This is a genomic window from Cupriavidus sp., from assembly GCF_057315035.1.
On the sequence record NZ_DBHKYV010000005.1, the window covers coordinates 172403 to 191770 of the forward strand.

General features: G+C 58.7%; 17 protein-coding genes. 16 read left to right on the forward strand and 1 reads right to left on the reverse strand.

Annotated elements, in window-relative coordinates; all coding sequences use genetic code 11:
• Positions 1–15 precede the first annotated feature (15 nt).
• The 7 genes from ACO550_RS10660 (at position 16) to ACO550_RS10690 (ending at position 5615) form a co-directional block, all read left to right on the forward strand.
• Entirely contained in the window at positions 16–732 is a 717-nt protein-coding gene (locus tag ACO550_RS10660; RefSeq protein ID WP_315592662.1) for a pseudouridine synthase, read from the forward strand.
• A 132-nt stretch (positions 733–864) separates the two neighbouring features.
• Positions 865–1437 carry a YqgE/AlgH family protein gene (locus tag ACO550_RS10665; protein WP_061952702.1) on the forward strand — a complete coding sequence of 191 codons (573 nt, stop codon included), beginning with the start codon at positions 865–867 and terminating at the stop codon, positions 1435–1437.
• Positions 1430–1867 (forward strand): Holliday junction resolvase RuvX, encoded by a 438-nt coding sequence (ruvX, locus tag ACO550_RS10670; protein WP_315592661.1) that lies wholly within the window; start codon positions 1430–1432, stop codon positions 1865–1867. The genes ACO550_RS10665 and ruvX overlap by 8 nt, the downstream gene beginning before the upstream one ends.
• Complete coding sequence (pyrR, locus tag ACO550_RS10675) at positions 1864–2388, forward strand: bifunctional pyr operon transcriptional regulator/uracil phosphoribosyltransferase PyrR (RefSeq protein ID WP_315592660.1); 525 nt, start codon at positions 1864–1866, stop codon at positions 2386–2388. Before ruvX ends, pyrR begins: the two co-directional genes overlap by 4 nt.
• A gap of 77 nt (positions 2389–2465) precedes the next feature.
• On the forward strand, positions 2466–3437 hold the full coding sequence (locus ACO550_RS10680) for an aspartate carbamoyltransferase catalytic subunit (protein WP_315592659.1): 972 nt from the start codon (positions 2466–2468) through the stop codon (positions 3435–3437).
• Positions 3438–3477: 40 nt separating this feature from the next.
• Complete coding sequence (locus ACO550_RS10685; RefSeq protein ID WP_315592658.1) at positions 3478–4752, forward strand: dihydroorotase; 1275 nt, start codon at positions 3478–3480, stop codon at positions 4750–4752.
• 47 nt (positions 4753–4799) lie between these two features.
• Complete coding sequence (locus tag ACO550_RS10690; protein WP_315592657.1) at positions 4800–5615, forward strand: lysophospholipid acyltransferase family protein; 816 nt, start codon at positions 4800–4802, stop codon at positions 5613–5615.
• Positions 5616–5652: 37 nt separating this feature from the next.
• Here the strand turns inward: ACO550_RS10690 and ACO550_RS10695 are convergent, their stop codons facing one another.
• The gene (locus ACO550_RS10695; RefSeq protein ID WP_315592741.1) at positions 5653–6501 is read right to left on the reverse strand and encodes a symmetrical bis(5'-nucleosyl)-tetraphosphatase; all 849 of its coding nucleotides are present in this window, start codon (positions 6499–6501) and stop codon (positions 5653–5655) included.
• 260 nt (positions 6502–6761) lie between these two features.
• Here ACO550_RS10695 and rfbB point away from each other — a divergent pair, with 260 nt between their 5' ends.
• From rfbB to ACO550_RS10740, 9 genes are all read left to right on the forward strand, one after another.
• Complete coding sequence (rfbB, locus tag ACO550_RS10700; RefSeq protein WP_315592656.1) at positions 6762–7826, forward strand: dTDP-glucose 4,6-dehydratase; 1065 nt, start codon at positions 6762–6764, stop codon at positions 7824–7826.
• Entirely contained in the window at positions 7816–8733 is a 918-nt protein-coding gene (gene rfbD, locus ACO550_RS10705; RefSeq protein ID WP_315592655.1) for a dTDP-4-dehydrorhamnose reductase, read from the forward strand. Before rfbB ends, rfbD begins: the two co-directional genes overlap by 11 nt.
• A gap of 10 nt (positions 8734–8743) precedes the next feature.
• Positions 8744–9622: a glucose-1-phosphate thymidylyltransferase RfbA gene (rfbA, locus tag ACO550_RS10710; RefSeq protein WP_315592654.1), complete on the forward strand. Its 879-nt coding sequence runs from the start codon at positions 8744–8746 to the stop codon at positions 9620–9622.
• The gene (gene rfbC, locus ACO550_RS10715) at positions 9619–10170 is read left to right on the forward strand and encodes a dTDP-4-dehydrorhamnose 3,5-epimerase (protein WP_315592653.1); all 552 of its coding nucleotides are present in this window, start codon (positions 9619–9621) and stop codon (positions 10168–10170) included. The genes rfbA and rfbC overlap by 4 nt, the downstream gene beginning before the upstream one ends.
• A gap of 71 nt (positions 10171–10241) precedes the next feature.
• Positions 10242–10997 carry an ABC transporter permease gene (locus ACO550_RS10720; protein WP_315592652.1) on the forward strand — a complete coding sequence of 252 codons (756 nt, stop codon included), beginning with the start codon at positions 10242–10244 and terminating at the stop codon, positions 10995–10997.
• Positions 10987–12351 carry a Wzt carbohydrate-binding domain-containing protein gene (locus ACO550_RS10725; RefSeq protein ID WP_315592651.1) on the forward strand — a complete coding sequence of 455 codons (1365 nt, stop codon included), beginning with the start codon at positions 10987–10989 and terminating at the stop codon, positions 12349–12351. The genes ACO550_RS10720 and ACO550_RS10725 overlap by 11 nt, the downstream gene beginning before the upstream one ends.
• The gene (locus tag ACO550_RS10730; RefSeq protein WP_315592650.1) at positions 12348–16745 is read left to right on the forward strand and encodes a glycosyltransferase; all 4398 of its coding nucleotides are present in this window, start codon (positions 12348–12350) and stop codon (positions 16743–16745) included. Before ACO550_RS10725 ends, ACO550_RS10730 begins: the two co-directional genes overlap by 4 nt.
• 116 nt (positions 16746–16861) lie before the next feature.
• Entirely contained in the window at positions 16862–18421 is a 1560-nt protein-coding gene (locus ACO550_RS10735; RefSeq protein WP_315592649.1) for a hypothetical protein, read from the forward strand.
• A gap of 8 nt (positions 18422–18429) precedes the next feature.
• Positions 18430–19359: an NAD-dependent epimerase/dehydratase family protein gene (locus ACO550_RS10740; RefSeq protein ID WP_315592648.1), complete on the forward strand. Its 930-nt coding sequence runs from the start codon at positions 18430–18432 to the stop codon at positions 19357–19359.
• The last annotated feature ends 9 nt before the right edge of the window (positions 19360–19368 follow it).

The following is a 19368-nucleotide window of genomic DNA, read 5'->3' on the forward strand; positions in this document are numbered from 1 at the left end:
CAGACAAGCACGTACATGGCCACCACTCTCGACCGCATCCTGCAATCCCAAGGCTTCGGCACGCGCCGCTATTGTGGCGACCTGGTCGAGGCCGGGCTCGTCGAGGTCAATGGCGAACTCTGCGAAGACCCGGGTGCACGCTTCGACGTGGACGGCCTGCGCCTGACCGTCGATGGCGAGGAATGGCTGGCCTGCACCAAGGCCTACCTGATGCTGAACAAGCCCACCGGCTACGAGTGTTCGCAGCGTCCGCGCCATCATCCAAGCGTCTACAACCTGCTGCCCGTGCCGCTGCGCCAGCGCGAAGTACAGGCCGTGGGGCGGCTCGATCACGACACCACCGGGTTGTTGCTGCTGACCGACGACGGCCAGTTCATCCACGCCCAGACTTCGCCCAAGAAGCAGGTACCCAAGATCTATGAGGTCACCACGTTCGATCCGGTCACGCCGGAACAGGTGGAAGCGCTGCGCACCGGCGTGAAGCTCGACGACGAGCCGGCCCCGATTGCCGCCGATGGCTGCGAGGCCACCGGCGAGCGCAGCCTGCGCCTGACGCTACTCCAGGGTAAATATCACCAGGTCAAGCGCATGGTGGCGGCTGTGGGCAACCATGTGACGGCGCTGCATCGCAGCGCCATTGGCGGCCTGGTACTGGATCCGGCGCTGGCCCCGGGCGAATGGCGCTGGCTGACTCCCGAGGACCTGGCCGCACTCAAGCCCGGCGGCGCCTGAGTCGCGCCTGAACCACCCCTGAACCGCCCCTGACCCGGCGGCCGGGCCGGGTGCCGCAAGCATGCTATCGGGCAAGGAAGGACACAGAACTTTTACGCAGCACCCGGGGTGCGATTTGGTAGAATGCAAGCCATGGCGACGCCCGAAGCATCTATCAATCTCACCAATCAGTTCCTGATTGCCATGCCAGGCATGGCTGATCCGACCTTTTCGGGTTCCGTTGTCTACCTCTGCGAGCATAACGAGCGTGGTGCGCTTGGCCTGGTGATCAACCGGCCGATCGACATCGACATGGCCACGCTCTTCGACAAGATCGATCTCAAGCTCGAAATCCAGCCAGTTGCCCACCAGCCGGTCTACTTCGGCGGCCCGGTGCAGACCGAGCGCGGCTTTGTGCTGCATGACCCGGTCGGCATCTATGTGTCGTCGCTGGCGGTGCCCGGTGGGCTGGAAATGACGACCTCCAAGGATGTGCTCGAAGCCGTGGCCAATGGCAGCGGCCCGCACCGCTTCCTGCTCACGCTCGGCTACGCGGGCTGGGGTGCCGGTCAGCTCGAGGAAGAGCTGAGCCGCAATGGCTGGTTGACCGTCCAGGCCGACCCGGAAATCATCTTCAGCGTGCCCCCCGAAGAGCGCTTCGCCGCGGCCGTGCGCCTGCTGGGCATCGATGTGGCGATGCTGTCGGGCGAGGCCGGGCATGCCTGAGCTGCCGGGGCGCGAGACGCCCCGCGACGGCACGGTGCTCGCCTTCGACTATGGCGAGAAAAAAATTGGCGTGGCACTCGGTAATTTCATCACCCGGCAAGCCCGCGCCCTCACCATTCTTCCCAATATCACGGTCGAAGCCCGCTTCGAGGCCGTTGGCGCGCTGATCCAGGCCTGGTCACCGGTGCAACTGGTGGTCGGCATGCCGGTCAACCCGGACGCCGGTCCCGATGACGAGGATCAGGCTTCGATGCGGCTTGCGCGCCGCTTCGGCAACCAGTTGAACGGGCGTTTCAACCTGCCAGTGGAATGGGTGGACGAACGCTACTCCTCGCGCGCCGCCTCCATGGCCGGTGCAAAGCGCGGAGCGCTCGACGCCGAAGCTGCCCGGATCATCCTGCAACAGTATTTCGACGAAATCCCGCTATGACCCAGACCTCTACTCCCGACGCTGAAGCGCTGTACCACGCGCTGCGCGACCAGGCCCAGGCCCTGATGCCATCGAGCGACCGCGCGCGCTGGTCGGTGGCGGGTATCCACTCGGGTGGTGCCTGGATTGCCGAGCGCCTGGCGGCGGACCTGAAACTGGGCGAGCACGGCGTGATCAACGTGGCCTTCCATCGTGACGACTATGCCAAGAAGGGCCTGCACAGCCAGGCCCAGTCGACCACGCTGCCGTTCGATGTGCAGGACCGCAACATCCTGCTGATCGACGATGTGCTGGCCACGGGCCGCACGATCCGGGCTGCAGTCAACGAACTGTTCGACTATGGCCGCCCGGCGCGCGTGGCGCTGGCCGTGCTGGCCGACCGCGGAGGCCGCGAGTTGCCGTTTGCAGCCGACTACGCCGCCGCCACGCTCGATTTGCCGCTGGACAAGACGCTGGTGCTATCGCGCCAGGGTGAGGGCGCCGCCACGCGATTCACCTTCGCCACTGAAGCCCGCGCCTGAGTGTCAACCCGCATCGCCCCCTGAGCGTCAAGCCCCCCAGACATACCAAGACCGAACCCGCGCCCGAACCACCTGCCATGACCAAGACGTTCCGTAACCCGCAGCTCACCAAGAACGGCGAACTGAAACACCTGCTGTCCATCGAGGGCCTGTCGCGTGACATGGTCACGCACATTCTGGACACCGCCAGCCAGTTCGTATCGCTGTCCGACTCCGACCGCGACGTCAAGAAGGTGCCCTTGCTGCGCGGCAAGAGCGTGTTCAACCTGTTCTTCGAGAACTCCACGCGCACGCGCACCACGTTCGAGATTGCCGCCAAGCGCCTGTCGGCGGACGTGCTGAACCTGAACATCAATGCATCGTCGACCAGCAAGGGCGAATCGCTGCTGGATACGATCAACAACCTGTCGGCGATGTCGGCCGACATGTTCGTGGTGCGCCACGCCAGCTCGGGCGCGCCGTACCTGATTGCGGAACACGTGGCACCGCACGTGCACGTGATCAATGCCGGCGATGGTCGTCATGCGCACCCGACGCAGGGCCTGCTGGACATGTACACGATCCGGCATTTCAAGAAGGATTTCACCAACCTGACGGTGGCGATTGTCGGCGACATCCTGCACTCGCGCGTGGCCCGTTCGGATATCCACGCCCTGACCACACTGGGCGTGCCCGAAGTGCGCGCGATTGGTCCGCGCACGCTGTTGCCGTCCGGGCTGGAGCAGATGGGTGTGCGCGTCTTCCACAATATGGAAGAAGGCCTGAAGGGCGTGGACGTGGTGATCATGCTGCGCCTGCAGAACGAGCGCATGAGCGGCGCGCTGCTGCCCTCGGCACAGGAATACTTCAAGGCCTATGGCCTGACGCCGGAGCGCATGGCACTGGCAAAGCCCGACGCCATCGTGATGCACCCTGGCCCGATGAACCGCGGCGTGGAAATCGATTCCGCGGTGGCCGATGGCCCGCAATCGGTGATCCTGAACCAGGTGACCTTCGGCATCGCCGTACGCATGGCCGTGATGGGCATTGTTGCAGGCAACAATGATTGAGCCGCATCCGGATACTACGAACAGCACACAGCGACAGAATATGAAGATTCACATCCAGGGTGGCCGCCTGATCGATCCGGCCGCAAACGTCGACGCCGAGCAGGACCTGTATATCGCCGCCGGCAAGGTGGTGGGCGTGGGCCACGCACCCGCCGATTTCAACGCCAACAAGACCATCGACGCACGCGGCATGATCGTGTGCCCGGGCCTGGTCGACCTGTCCGCGCGCCTGCGCGAACCCGGCTACGAATACAAGGCCACGCTCGAATCCGAAGTGGCTGCCGCCACGGCCGGTGGCGTGACGAGCCTGGTCTGCCCGCCCGATACCGACCCGGTACTCGACGAACCGGGCCTGGTTGAAATGCTCAAGTTCCGTGCGCGCACGCTGAACCAGACCCATGTATACCCGCTGGGCGCGCTGACGGTAGGCCTGAAGGGCGAGGCGCTGACCGAGATGGGCCAGTTGACCGAGGCCGGCTGCGTCGGCTTCAGCCAGGCCGAGTACGCGATCAGGGACACCAAGGTACTGCAACGCGCGATGCAATACGCGCAGACCTTTGGCTTCACGCTGTGGCTGCGTCCCGAGGACCCGTTCCTGGGCGGCGGCGTGGCCGCCAGCGGCGCCGTGGCCTCGCGCCTGGGCCTGTCCGGCGTATCGGTGATTGCCGAGACGGTGCGCCTGCATACGATTTTCGAACTGATGCGGACCACCGGCGCTCGCGTGCACCTGTGCCGCCTGTCGTCGGCGGCCGGGCTCGAACTGGTGCGCCAGGCGCGCAAGGAAGGCCTGCCGGTGACGTGCGACGTGAACATCCATCACGTGTCGCTGACCGATATGGATATCGGCTTCTTCAACAGCCAGATGCGCTTCACGCCGCCGCTGCGCGGTGCGCGCGACCGCGACGCCATCGTGGCTGCGCTGGCCGATGGCACGATCGACGCGTTGTGCTCCGACCACACCCCGGTGGACGACGACGAGAAGCTGCTGCCGTTTGCCGAAGCCACGCCGGGCGCCACCGGCCTGGAGCTGCTGCTGCCGCTGACGCTGCGCTGGGCCAACGAACACAAGGTGCCGCTGGTCAAGGCGCTGGCACGCATCACCAGCGAACCCGCGCGCGTGATTGGCCTGCATGCCGGTGCGCTGACCACCGGAAGCGCTGCCGACGTCTGCGTGTACGATCCGAAGCAGGTCTGGAAGGTGGAGCGTAGCGCGCTCAAGAGCCAGGGCAAGAACACGCCATGGCTCGGCTACGAGATGGAAGGGCGCGTACGCACGACACTGGTCGCCGGCCAGGTCGTGTACGAGCAGCGCTGAGCGGCCGTCTGGCTGCGGATTGGCGGCAACGCTACCGGGATTTCACGATGATCTGGTTACGCAAGGCGCGGCTCGTGGTGCATATGTTGCGCGGGATGCTTTTCTGCGCCACGGTTTTCCCATGGGCCAGCGCCCACCTGCGCGAACGCCTGATCCGCGGCTGGTCGCGCAAGCTGCTGGCCATCTGCGGCATCGAGGTTGAAGTGCAGGGCCTGGCGCCGGGCCAGGCGGCCCCGCGTGGCGCGATGCTGGTGTCGAACCATATCTCGTGGCTCGACATCTACGTCATCCACGCCTGGCAGCCGGTACGCTTCGTCGCCAAGTCCGAGATCCGCAGCTGGCCGGTGGTCGGCTGGCTGTGCGACAAGACCGGCACGATCTTTATCGAGCGGGCCCGCAAGCGCGACGCGCACCGCGTGCTACATCACATCACCGAGGTCATGCAACAGGGCGACCTGGTCTGTGTGTTCCCCGAAGGCACCACTACCGATGGCAGCAAGGTCCTGCCATTCCACGCCAACCTGATGCAGGCGCCAGTGGCCGGCAAGCTGCCGGTGCAACCGATGGGCCTGAGCTATCTGGACGCAGCCACCGGCAAGCCAACGCTGGCGCCGGCCTATATCGACGATCTCTCGTTGTTGCAGTGCCTGGACGCCATCCTGAAGTCGCCACCGATCACGGCCCGGCTGACGCTGGGGCCGCAACTGCTGGCCGGGTCGGCCGGACGCCGGGAGCTGGCGGAGTCGGCGCGGGAGGTGGTCATGCATCTATGTGCGGGCGCTCAGGATGCCGCCGCAACCGTGGCGAACCGGCTGCAACAGCCGCCTCTGGCCGATCCGCAGCCCGTCGCTGCCACTTCCTGACGGATTCGTCGTCCCCGCTCGCGCGGGGATGCCTGCCCTAGGCAAGCGGGTCAGAATACTGCGGGCAATCGACCTGGATGACCGTTCGCGCATCCGGATCACGCGCCAACCTGGCAGCGGTCAGCTTGCCTCCCCAGACACAGCCGGTATCGAGCGCCAGCAGATCAGAGCGCACGACCAGGCCCAGCGTCGACCAGTGTCCGCACACCATGGTGATGTCGGCGGTGCGTCGGCCCGGAACATCAAACCACGGCATGACGCCGGCCGGCACCTTGCCGATCCCGTCCTTGGTCTTGAGGTCCATCACGCCGTCTGCGGAGCAAAACCGTAGCCGGGTCAGCGCGTTCACGACCACCCGGTGCCGCTCGATGCCACGCAGATCATCGCGCCAGCGGTCCGCCGCGTTGCCGAACACGTCCGCCAGGAACCCTTGCCAGTTTGACCCCTGAAGTTCCGCTTCAACCTCCTGCGCCAGGTCAATGACCTCGCTGGCGGTCCATTGCGGCAGGACGCCGGCATGCACGATCAGGAAGTCATCCTCGCGGATGGCAAGCGGTTGATGGCGTAGCCATGTGAGTAATTCAGCACAATCAGGCGCATCAAGGATGTCGTCGAGCGTGTCCGACTTGCCTTTCTTGCGCACGCCGGCAGCCACCGCGAGCAGGTGGATGTCGTGGTTGCCAAGCACGGTGCGGGCTTGCGGACCCATCGATTTGATGGTGCGCAGGGTACCGAGCGAGTCCGGGCCGCGGTTGACGAGGTCGCCGACAAAGCGCAGCGGGGCAGCGGGTGGAAGTTGGGCCAGGAGATCGCGCAGGGACGGGGCGCAGCCCTGGAGATCGCCAATGGCGAACGGGGTTTCAGACTGAGGCTGATTAACAGGCATCGAAAAAAGCCAGATATATGTGGATCGAGCGGAAAGTGCCAGAACGGGCATTCTGGCGCTTCCCCTTAATCGATTTGGCGAATCGTTACAAGACGCTACAAAAAGTTGGGAGGCGTACCAAGGATGGGGTCTGTGGTCAGATAGAATACCGCCACTTCCATAAGGACTTAGAAAAACCGCCATCCCCCCACTGGATCAGGCGGCCACCCGACTTTTGTCGGGCACTCGAGACATATCGAATAGGTAAGGGAGCACAAGTTTTGTCGCACATTCTAGTCACAGGCGGTGCAGGTTTTATCGGCGCCAATTTTGTCCTCAACTGGCTCGCACAGCCGGGCGCGGACAGCGTTGTTAACGTCGATAAGCTGACGTATGCCGGCAACCTCAAGACACTGGCTTCGCTGGAAGGTGATAGCCGGCATGTCTTCTCGCAAACCGATATTTGCGACCGCGCTGCCCTGGACCGTCTGCTGAACGAATACAAGCCGCGCGCCGTGGTGCACTTTGCTGCGGAAAGTCACGTGGACCGCTCGATCCACGGGCCGGCAGAGTTCATCCAGACCAACATCGTAGGCACGTTCACGCTGCTTGAGGCAGTGCGCGCCTACTGGAATGCGCTGGAAGGCGAGGCGAAGGGCACCTTCCGCCTGCTTCATGTCTCCACCGACGAGGTATTCGGTTCCCTGAGTGCGACCGATCCTCAGTTCTCCGAAACCACGCCATACGCGCCAAATAGCCCGTACTCGGCGTCCAAGGCCGCCTCTGACCATCTGGTGCGTGCGTACCACCATACGTACGGATTGCCGGTCGTCACGACCAACTGCTCCAACAACTACGGCCCGTATCACTTCCCCGAGAAGCTGATCCCGCTGATCATCACCAATGCGCTGTCAGGCAAGGCGCTGCCCGTATACGGCGACGGTCAGAACGTGCGCGACTGGCTCTACGTGGGCGACCATTGCAGCGCCATTCGTGAAGTCCTGGCGCGCGGCCGCCTGGCAGAGACTTACAACGTAGGTGGCTGGAACGAGAAGACCAACCTGGACGTGGTGCATACGCTGTGCGATCTGCTCGATGAGCTGAAGCCGAAAGCCACAGGGTCCTATCGTGACCAGATCACGTTCGTAAAGGATCGCCCCGGCCACGACCGCCGCTATGCCATCGATGCCCGCAAACTGGAGCGGGAACTGGGCTGGAAGCCGTCTGAGACATTCGAAACCGGCATGCGCAAGACTGTGCAGTGGTATCTGGACAACCAGGCATGGGTGCAAGACGTAGTCTCGGGTGAGTACCGAAACTGGGTGGCGAAGCAATATGAATCTTAAGTCGCCTGCCATCCCCACCATTCTTGTAACAGGAAGCAACGGTCAGGTCGGATTCGAACTGCGCCGCAGCTTGGCTCCGCTCGGGCAGGTAGTGGCACTCGACCGCGCCGCGTGCGATTTGGCGAATCCGGATGCACTGCGCGAAATCGTGCGTCGTGTGCGACCCGACGTGATCGTTAATCCGGCGGCTTATACGGCTGTTGACAAGGCTGAGACCGAAGTGGACCTGGCCTTCGCAGTCAACGGCGTTGCGCCAGGCGTGCTGGCACAAGAAGCGCGCGCACTGGGCAGCCTGTTGGTTCATTACTCGACCGATTACGTGTTTGCCGGCACCGGCGACACGCCTTACCAGGAATCGGATCCGGTAGCCCCACTATCCGTGTACGGTAAGAGCAAGTTGGCCGGGGAGCAGGCCATTGCGGAAGCGGGCGGCTCTTCAATCGTGTTGCGCACGTGTTGGGTGGCTGGCGCTCATGGCGGAAATTTCGCCAAGACGATGCTCAAGCTCGGTCGGGAACGCGACAGCCTGCGCGTAATCGCCGACCAGTTCGGCGCGCCGACCACGGCCGCCCTGATCGCCGATGTGACGGCGCATATCGTCGACCGTGCCTGGTTGCATGGCAAGCAAGAGGACTTCCCGGCGGGCGTCTATCACCTGGCCGCCGCTGGAGAGACCTCCTGGCACGGCTATGCGACTGAAGTTCTACGCTATGCGAGCAGCAAGGGTGTCGACCTGAAAGTCAACCCCGATGCCATCGAGGCAATTCCCGCCACGGCTTACCCGCTGCCTGCCCCGCGGCCGGCCAATTCGCGGTTGGACACGCGCAAGCTGCGCGATACGTTCGACATCCATCTTCCGGAATGGCAGCAGGGTGTGCACTACCTGCTTGACCAGATCCTGTCCTGATACCGACATCATGCGCAAAGGCATTATCCTGGCCGGGGGTTCCGGCACACGGCTTTACCCGATTACCCGTTCGGTGTCGAAACAGCTTCTGCCGGTTTACGACAAGCCGATGATCTACTATCCGCTGTCCACGCTGATGCTGGCAGGGATTCGTGACATCCTGATTATTTCGACGCCGGAAGATACGCCGCGCTTTTCCGAGATGCTCGGCGATGGCAGCAAGTGGGGTATCAATCTCCAGTATGCGGTGCAGCCTTCGCCGGACGGTCTGGCGCAGGCATTCATCATCGGCCGCGATTTTGTCGGCAATGACCCGTCTACGTTGATCCTTGGCGATAACATCTTCCACGGCCATGACCTTGTGGCACAGCTGAACCGTGCCGCGAAGCAATCGGAAGGCGCCACCGTTTTCGCATATCACGTGCACGATCCTGAGCGATATGGCGTGGTGGAGTTTGACGATAGTTTTCGTGCGTTGTCGCTGGAAGAGAAGCCGGCGAAGCCACGCTCAAACTATGCCGTTACGGGCCTGTACTTCTATGACAGCCAAGTATGCGACATTGCCGCGGACATCAAGCCGTCCCCGCGCGGGGAGCTCGAAATCACCGACGTGAACAAGCGCTATCTCGAAATGGCGCAACTTGATGTCGAGATCATGGGGCGCGGCTATGCGTGGTTGGATACCGGTACGCACGACTCGCTGCTTGAGGCTGCGACTTTCATTGCTACGCTGCAAAACCGCCAGGGCTTGATGGTGGCATGCCCTGAGGAAATTGCGTATCGCAGCAAGTGGATTGATGCTGAGCAGGTATCGAAATTGGCATCCCCCCTTGCCAAGAATGCTTATGGTAAGTACCTGCAGCAGATTATTTCGGAAGCGATCAAATGAATTTGAATGTCATTCGTACGGAAATTCCGGAGGTGATGATCATTGAGCCGAAGGTATTTGGTGATGATCGTGGATTCTTCTTCGAGAGTTTCAATGCAAAGCACTTCGAAGAGGCTACAGGCGTGCAGCGTATGTTTGTGCAAGACAATCATTCGCGTTCGGCGCAAAACGTGTTGCGCGGTTTGCACTACCAAATCCAACATCCTCAAGGAAAACTCGTGCGCGTAGTGGCGGGCGAAGTGTTCGACGTGGCCGTAGACCTACGTCGCAGTTCGCCCAGTTTTGGTAAGTGGGTTGGGGTAGTGCTTTCTGCCGAAAATAAGCGTCAGCTTTGGGTGCCTGAAGGTTTTGCCCACGGATTTGTCGTGACATCGGCGTCTGCAGAGTTTTTATACAAGACTACCGACTATTGGTATCCGGAGCACGAACGCTCCCTGCTTTGGAATGATACGGCACTCGGAATACAGTGGCCAGTGACTGCAGATGCCATGCTGTCAAAAAAGGATGCGAATGGAACGCCGCTGGCCCAAGCCGAGGTGTTTCAGTGAATCCTCATGCGCCACAACCCACCCATCCCATGGCCGTTGTTCGCAGCTTGTTGACACACCGCCAGCTTGTCATGCAACTGATTGGACGTGAAGTACTTGGGCGCTATCGTGGGTCGATTCTTGGTCTTGCATGGTCCTTCTTTAACCCGCTCTTGATGCTGACAATTTACACGTTTGTCTTCTCGGTGGTGTTCAAGGCGCGGTGGGGCAATGATCAAGGCCAATCGCATGCTGAATTTGCTTTGATCCTGTTCTCCGGCTTGATCATGCATTCTATGCTGAGTGAATGTGCGATGCGCGCACCCATGCTGGTATTGTCAAATGCCAACTATGTAAAGAAAGTGGTGTTCCCTCTCGAGGTGCTTTGCTGGGTCAATCTGGGCTCCGCTTTGTTTCATACGGCGATCAGTTTGACGGTGCTGATGTTAGCCACGTTGGCGGTCAATCACACAGTTCCATGGACAGTGCTTTTGATGCCGCTGATCTTGATACCTTTCGCGTTGGGTGTGCTCGGAGTTAGCTGGGCGCTGGCTGCGCTGGGCGTGTATATCCGCGATGTCGGTCAGATTATGGGGATGCTTATGACGATCCTGATGTTCCTGACGCCTATCTTCTATCCAGTGACGGCATTGCCAGAAAGCTTCCAGGTGCTTGTATATCTTAATCCCCTGACTTGGGTGGTGGAACAGGCTCGCAATGTCATGATTTTTGGTACGGCCCCGGCATGGGGCACTCTATTGCAAAGTCTGGTAGTTGCAAGTGGTCTGGCGTGGTTTGGTTTCTGGATTTTCCAGCGTCTACGCAAAGGTTTTGCCGATGTCCTCTGACTTTGCGATTCGGGTCAAGAATCTGTCCAAGTGCTTTCATATCTACGACAAACCGCGCGATCGGCTCAAGCAGGCGCTGCTGCCGCGCGCGCGTCGAGTATTTGGCAAGGCGTCACGTGCGTACCATCGCGACTTCTGGGCACTGAAGGATGTCAATCTTGAAATCCAGCGGGGCGAAACGTTTGGTGTGATCGGCCGCAACGGCTCGGGTAAGTCCACACTGCTTCAAATGTTATGCGGCACGTTGACGCCCACATCGGGTGAGATTGAAGTCAATGGAAAGGTGGCGGCGCTACTTGAGTTGGGTGCCGGATTTAACCCCGAATTCACGGGTCGCGAGAACGTATTCCTGAGCGCGTCGTTCTATGGTCTGTCCCGTGAAGAGACGGCCCGCCGCTTTGAGGCCATCGCAGCATTTGCCGATATCGGCGACCATATCGAGCAACCCGTCAAAACGTATTCTAGTGGGATGTTTGTGCGACTGGCTTTTGCCGTGATTGCACACGTGGACGCCGATATTCTGATTGTCGACGAAGCGCTTTCGGTGGGCGATGCAGTCTTCACACAAAAGTGTATGCGTTTCATCCGCTCGTTTCAGGAGCACGGAACGCTGCTGTTCGTCAGTCACGACATGCCGTCCGTCATTAACCTTTGCCGTAGCGCCATCTGGTTGGGTGCAGGTCATGTGAAACAGGTGGGCCCGTCGAAGATCGTTGCCGAAGCCTACTTGAAGGAAACATTGCAAGAGGTGTACGGCGACGAGGCGTTGTTACGTTCAACTCATTCAGATTCCGTTGCGTGCGTCCCGGACACAACGGAATGCGTGCCAGAATCCGATCCATCTGTTCTTGACTACGGCTCCACCGCTACCGTCATCGACAATCTCAATGCAGCCAATGGGTGGAAGTCGGGCGGAGGGGAAGTGCAAGCGGTACATATCGAGACATTGTCGTCCCCCGACGCTGCGGTGGATGGTGTGTTGCGGGGAGGAGAAACCGTCCGAATGTGTATTCGTGCGCGTGCCAATAAGGCGATGCGGGAACCTATTCTTGGCTTTATGGTTCGCGACAGGCTTGGTCAAGATTTATTTGGTGAGAACACATTGGCCTTTACGCATCTGATGCCTACACCTGTCGACGAAAATGAAGAGTTCGAGGCGGAGTTTGTATTTCGCATGCCTATGTTGCCGAACGGCCAATATGCCGTAATGGCCTCTGTGGCGGAAGGCACACTGACCAATAATATCCAGCACCATTATTTGCACGATGCGCTGATTATTAACGTTTCCTCGAGCGATGTGCGCTGGGGGCTCGTAGGTGTGCATTTTGAAAATGCAATGATGACCCGCAAATGATGAAATCACTGCGACAACTCTATGCCGAACACCACGGCAAGGTTTCTGATAAATGGACATTGTATCTCGATGAGTATGACCGCTTGTTTGCGCCATATCGCGAGCGGCCACTGAGGCTTCTTGAGATTGGAATTCAGAACGGTGGGTCACTTGAGATCTGGTCGAAGTTTTTCCCTCAGGCCCAGCGGCTTGTCGGTTGTGACATCAATCCTGATTGTGCTCGTCTGACTTACGATGACGCGCGTATCCAAGTTATCGTTGGTGATGCCAATGCCCCGCAAATCGCGGCGCAGGTCATGTCATGCTCGCCGGCGTTCGATGTAATCATCGACGATGGATCCCACAAATCGAGCGACATCATCAAGTCTTTTCTGCTTTATTTCCCACAGATCGAGAATGGGGGGATCTTTGTCGCAGAAGATTTGCATTGCAGCTATTGGGATGCCTTTGAAGGCGGCCTTTACGACCCCTATTCGTCGATTGCGTTCTTCAAACGGCTGGCGGATGTTATCAATCATGAGCATTGGGGAGTGGCGCGACAGCCTTCCATCGTCATTGACGGGATCCTGAGACATTTTGAATGTGCGCCCGATCGCGCTGTGCTCGCCGAACTGCTTGCAAGCGTCCATTCGATTGAATTCATTAATTCGATCTGTGTAGTACGCAAAGCCAGCGCTTCAAATAATGTACTGGGCACACGGTTCATTGCGGGGCAGGACGAGCTGGTGGTGTCCGACCATCACCGTCTTCACGGCCGAACGATGACGCCGTCGGACGAGCGGTTCAACCGCTGGGCGCTATTCGACGTGGCGCCCGACGAGGCGCACGATTTCGAAATGGCGGAGCGCGATGCGCTGCTGGCGGAGCGTGACGCGATGATAAATCAGCAGGGGGAGGTTCTCCGCCGGAAGGACGAAGAAATTGCAGCTGCGCTGCACCACCGGGAAATGGAGATGTCGCGCCTATTGCACAAGGCCCAAGAGCATCAGGAGCAAATTGGCGCCTACCACCATGCCGTTATGGAACGCGATGCGATTGTCTCCGCGATGCAACGCTCACGTAGTTGGCGTCTAACTGCGCCGCTGCGCGCGGTTAGCGCGCTTGTTCCGAGAATGCGTTATCGGCTGGTTGGCGTGCATGGCTTGATCAAGCGTGATGGTTTAACTGCGTTAATCGGCAAGACGTGGGGTATGTATCGCCGATACGGTGTTGCCGGATTGCGCGAACGGGTGGCGATGTCGCTCCGGGGATACCACGCCGCAGTCGCCGCGCAGAACCAGACGGTGACGTTGCGACCGATGGCTGACTACTTGCCTGTGAGCTCAACCACGCTGGAATCAGTGCCGCAGGTTGGCGTCGACGTCATAATTCCTGTGTACCGCGGACTCCAGGAAACGCGCAATTGCATCGAATCGGTGCTACGAGCCACTTGCACCATACGGGCACGTGTGGTCATCATCGACGATTGCAGCCCTGAGCCGGAAGTTTCTGCATATTTGTGCTCGCTCCCGCAATCTGCCGATTTTGTCGTTTTGCGCAATGATGAGAATCTCGGTTTTGTTCGCACCGTTAATCGTGGCATGCGTCTCGAGCCATCCAGCGACGTTGTGCTGCTCAACAGTGACACCGAGGTAAGTGATGGCTGGTTGGACCGGTTGGTCAGGCATGGTTATCGGTCGGACAGAGTAGCGTCGGTAACGCCGTTTTCAAATAACGCCACCATTTGCAGCTATCCTTGCCTTGAAGGTACGCGAAGGCTGCCCTCCGGGGAATCTCTGGCTTCCCTAAACAAGGCATTCTGGGTTGCCAACGCAGGGCGTTCAGCCGTGTTGCCAACGGCCATCGGCTTCTGTATGTTTATCCGTCGGGCCTGTCTCGATGAAATCGGCCTTTTCGACGAAGAGGCGTTCGGTAAGGGGTACGGCGAAGAGAACGATTTCTGCCTGCGTGCGATCGCAAAGGGATGGCATCACCTTCTTGCGGCCGATACCTTTGTATTCCACGCGGGGGAAGTTAGTTTCCAGGATTCCAGTTCACCCGGCAAGGCGCGGGCTATGGAGATCCTCCGAATGCGCTATCCCGAATACGAACGCAGCGTGGCCGATCACGTGCAGCTTGGCGAGGCGGAGCCATTCAGAATTGCAGCGACCGCCGCGCGCTTTCGGTTGAGTGGTTTGCCGGTGTTCTTGATGATCGGACACCATCTTGGGGGCGGGACCGAGAAGCACATGTTCGAGTTGGTCGAACGTCTCGGCGGGCGTGCCCATTGCCTCATTCTTTCACCGAAAAAGAATGGCAATGGGCTGGTTTCGCTGGTGTCGGGCGATCCCGCCGACGGTCTGTCACTCGATCTGATGTTGCCTACGCATGCTCATTTCCTCGTCGAGATTCTCAAATCGTTCGGTCTATCTCGCATTCACGTCCACCACGTATTGGGAATGCCTCATGTCCTTCAGGAAATTGTCACGCGTCTAGGAACACCATTCGACTTTACGGTACACGATTATTTTGCCGTGTGCCCGCAGATTAATTTAGCAATCGATGGAGTTTATTGCGGCGAGCCGGATGCAGGGGGCTGCAATCGTTGCATCGCAGATCGTCCAGTGCATGGGGCCAAGGACATCGTTTGGTGGCGCCAGCAACATGCATGGTTGCTTGACGACGCGGACCGCGTGATCTGTCCGAGCCACGACGTCGCAAATCGGGTGCTCCGCTATCGCCCGGCGGCTTCAATCGTGGTTGCCAGCCACGAAGTGATCGCTTCATCTACCATGGCCGTTCCCGCGTTGCGGCAGGGGGAGCCGCTACGCGTTGTGTTGCTAGGCTGGCTCGCTAAGCATAAGGGCGCGCCGCTGGTGGCTGAATGCGTCAAGCTTGCGCAGCAACGAGGCAACAACGCCGTGCATTTTTATTTGATCGGCCGCTCCATCGACGAAATAGAGCAGAGCCAGGTCTATCGAGAGAGTGGCGAGTATGACGACAGTCAACTCTCCCAACTGATTGATGAGGCCAACCCGCATGTAGTGTGGTTGGCGTCGACGTGGCCCGAAACATATAGCTACACGCTCAGTGCCGTATTAAGCGCCGGCCGCGCGGTTGTGGTTCCGGATATAGGCGCATTTCCGGAACGCGTTTCTGGCCGTCCGTGGAGTTGGGTGGCGCCCTGGAACCAAGGTGCGGGCGCATTCTTGGATATGTTCACGAGCATGCGAGCCAACTTCGAAGACAATATCCCCCCAGCTCTTCCCTCCCGAGGCGAGCCACCTGCAGAGGGCTTTTATGACGATGGGTATTTCATTCCCAGCGCCGCGGCGACTGCAAGCAGTGCTATCGATTTGCGGCGACCGGGCCTGACCACAGTGTTAGCCGTCGTCGAGTTCTTAACCGTTCTCCCGAGCCCGTGTGCGTATATTCGTGTGCTGCTGCCACTGACCGCAGCGAATAAGAACATCAATGTGCGCATCGTGAATGCTGTCGATGTCACTCACTATATTGCGGATGTCGTTTATACCCATCGCATTGCCATGCATGGCTCAGAGATTCAAGCGGCTGTGGAACACTGCCGCCGGCATGGCATGCAGCTCATCTATGATCTCGATGACGATCTGCTAGCTATCGCAGAAAGCGAACACCCGGAGCGAGAATACTACGCTGCTTACGCTCCAAGCATCCGATTGCTAACGCAAGAGGCTGATGAGGTACGCGTGTCGACAAATGCGCTCAAGGAACGGTTGTCCGCTCTCAATGGAAATGTCAGGCTGGTGCAGAACGCTCTTGACGCGGAAACGTGGATGCTCAATAAGCCGGAACAGCCGCGCATCCAGGATGCGAAAATATCAATTCTCTATATGGGCACGTTGACGCATGGCGCAGATTTCGATTTGGTCAAGGAAGCGTTAAAAGCGATCAAGGCTAAGTTTGGGGAGCGTGTCAGTGTCAATATCGTAGGTGTGACCGCTGATCGAGATGAGCTCGCATGGTGCGACTTTGTGGATGTGCCTCCTCAAGCAGGGGGATCGTATCCGGCATTCGCAAAGTGGATTGCGACGGAGTGCGCGTTTGACGTAGGTATTGCACCACTAGTCGATTCGAGCTTCAACCGAGGTAAGAGTGGCATCAAATTTTATGACTACGCTGCTTTGGGCCTCGCTTGTGTGTGTTCAGACGTCGAGGCGTACCGTAGCGTAGTGCGTCATGGGGAAAACGGGTTGCTGGTGGCCAATCGCACCCAAGCTTGGATTGATGCGCTTGAGCGGTTGGTAACCGATCACACATATAGAGAAGCACTAGCAGCGTGCGCGCGGCAGGACTTGCTGTCTGCGCACACTTTGCAAAGCGAGAGCGGCGGCGCGCCGTTTAGGGTGCAACCGCTTGCACTGGGAGAGGCTGCGTGACTGGCAGCAGCAAATCGCCCGCGTCGCGGACTATGGCAGTTGTTGGCGGTTTGACTCGCGGGCAATTGCCTAGCCCGCAACTAAACCGTCTTGGGTTCGGCGAGCAGAGCATTTGGATGTTCGGCATTGCCGCAGCGGCGCTGATCATTTATTTGTTACGCGCGCAGTATCAGTTTGCGAATCCGCAATTCTGGGCGGAGGATGCCACGATATTTTTCGCCGATTCGCCGTGGCAAGCAGTACTGAATATCGTGAAGCCATACGCTGGATATTTCCACATTGGTCCACGTACGCTTGCGTTGATCAGCGCGTTTTTCCCTGGCAACGTGGCGCCGACTGCGATGCTTTGGGCGGCTTGCGCAAGTGCGGTGATTTGCGCATGCGTGCAGTATGCTTTAGCCGATTTTTTACCACTACCAAACCGCGTGCTGTTTGCGCTAGCGCCGCTGTTGGCATTGCCAGGCGGTGAGATCTACGGCAATGCAACAAACTCACAGTGGTTTTTTGGAGCGTTGCTTGGCGCACTCATTCTTTGTTTCCGTCAAGGCAGGTTTTCATCGTGGCGTTGGATGGCACTGGCTGCCTTTCTCTCGCTTACAGGACCTTTCTCGGTTTTCCTGTTTCCAGTACTGTGTTGCTGGGCGCTGTTGCTGGGCGAATTGCGCACAAATCGTCGGCTTCTTGTGATTGTCGGCGGGTGTGCACTGATCCAAACGGGCGTGTTGATAAGTGTCGGCGCCAATAAGTACGGTAGCGGCATTGCACCACCGTTGGTGTGGCTCCAAGCGTTGCAAAAGTTCGCCGAGACCTTCACGCACAGTAAGGGCGCCTGGGCAATGCTTGCCATGCTGCCGGTACTCGGGCTCCCGTTTGCTACTGTGATCTGTAATCGGCACAAGCTGTGGCTGACGAGGGATCGTTTGCTGCCTTTGGCATTTGTGATGGTGGCCGGATTGACATTGCTAGTCGGTCTGACGACGCACAAGCATCAACCTGATTTGCTGGGCGCCCTGGGCCCGGGCGAGCGCTATTTCCTGCAGCCAATTGCGTTCTTGTTGATGGCGTTGGCGTGCGCGGTGCGTGTGGACGCGCCAAAATGGAACTGGATTGGAGTGGTTCTGGTCGTGGCACTAATTATGACATGGGGTAGTCGGCTTAAAATTCCACGCCAACCAGATTTGCATTGGCAGGACTATTTTGCACTCTCTCGCATCGTTGACGATGCGGTAGCACCGATTCTGCCAAACTGGTCGCTTAGCTTATACCGACGCTCAGGCGATCGGAAACTTGATTCCAGTGTGTTTCGGCAAGATGTTGAGATTGACGCGGCATTAAGCCAGAATCTCTCATTTCGTCGGGTGTCGGGAGTGTTGGAGGCGGTGCCTGGCAGCGCGGATCCTCAGCTGTTCTTGGACATGCCTCAGCCCTGCCGTGGGATGAAATATCGGTTCCTGCGTATGGGGGCGCTAACGGCTATTCATGCACAATTATATTTGCCGAAATCTTCATCGGGCGACTTCAGTGAGCTCCTCTCTCAACAGTTCGACATCGGTGCGGGGGAGCATCGCTATTTCGATGTACCCAAGGGGCACGATGTAGGTGCTGTCCGATTAGATATCAACAACAACGACGCTGTGGTCCGCGCGCCAGAAGTGGCATGGACCTGCTTTGATTAGGATTCTTGATGAAAATTGTGCTTCCTGGCGGTGCGGGACTGGTTGGCCAGAATCTCGTGGTTCGCCTTAAGCAACAGGGTATTACCAATCTGGTGGTGTTGGACAAGCATCGCAAGAATTTAGAAGTCATGCGGCGTTTGCACCCGGATCTGGTGATCGAGTATGCGGACCTCGCAGAACCAGGTGATTGGGAAAGCCATTTCAAAAGTGCCGATGCAGTAGTTATGTTGCAGGCTCAGATTGGGGCGAAGGAGCTTGAACCATTCACCCGTAACAACATTGACTCGACGAAACAGATCCTTCGCGTCATCAAGTCTAACCAGACTCCCTATACGGTCCATATTAGTTCGTCTGTCGTAAATTCGGTTGCCAAGGATTACTACACGGATACGAAGCGCGAGCAAGAAGAAATCGTCATCGCCAGCGCAATTCCGGGCATCGTGTTGCGTCCGACGTTGATGTTTGGATGGTTCGATCGCAAACATCTCGGCTGGTTGGCTCGTTTCATGAAGTCGGTACCAGTGTTCCCGATCCCAGGGCACGGGCGCTATATGCGGCAGCCGCTGTATGTTGGTGATTTCAGTAATATTATTGTGAGTTGCCTGAAGAGGCGACAAACCGGCGGCGTATACAATATTTCGGGATTGGAGCGGGTGAATTACATTGATATTATTCGCACGATCCGAAAAGTTACCGGTGCCAACACGCGCATAATGCGAATTCCCTACGGATTGTTCGCGGTCCTGCTGCGTATTTGGGCTGTATTTGACAAAAATCCGCCGTTTACCGCAGATCAGTTAAAGGCCTTGACGGCAGGTGATGAATTCGAAGTTATCGATTGGCCGGGTATCTTTGGCGTTCAGCCAACGCGCTTCGAGCAGGCGGTAAATGAAACCTTCACTGATCCCGTGTATGGGGCAGTGGAACTTGAATTCTGACAGAACATA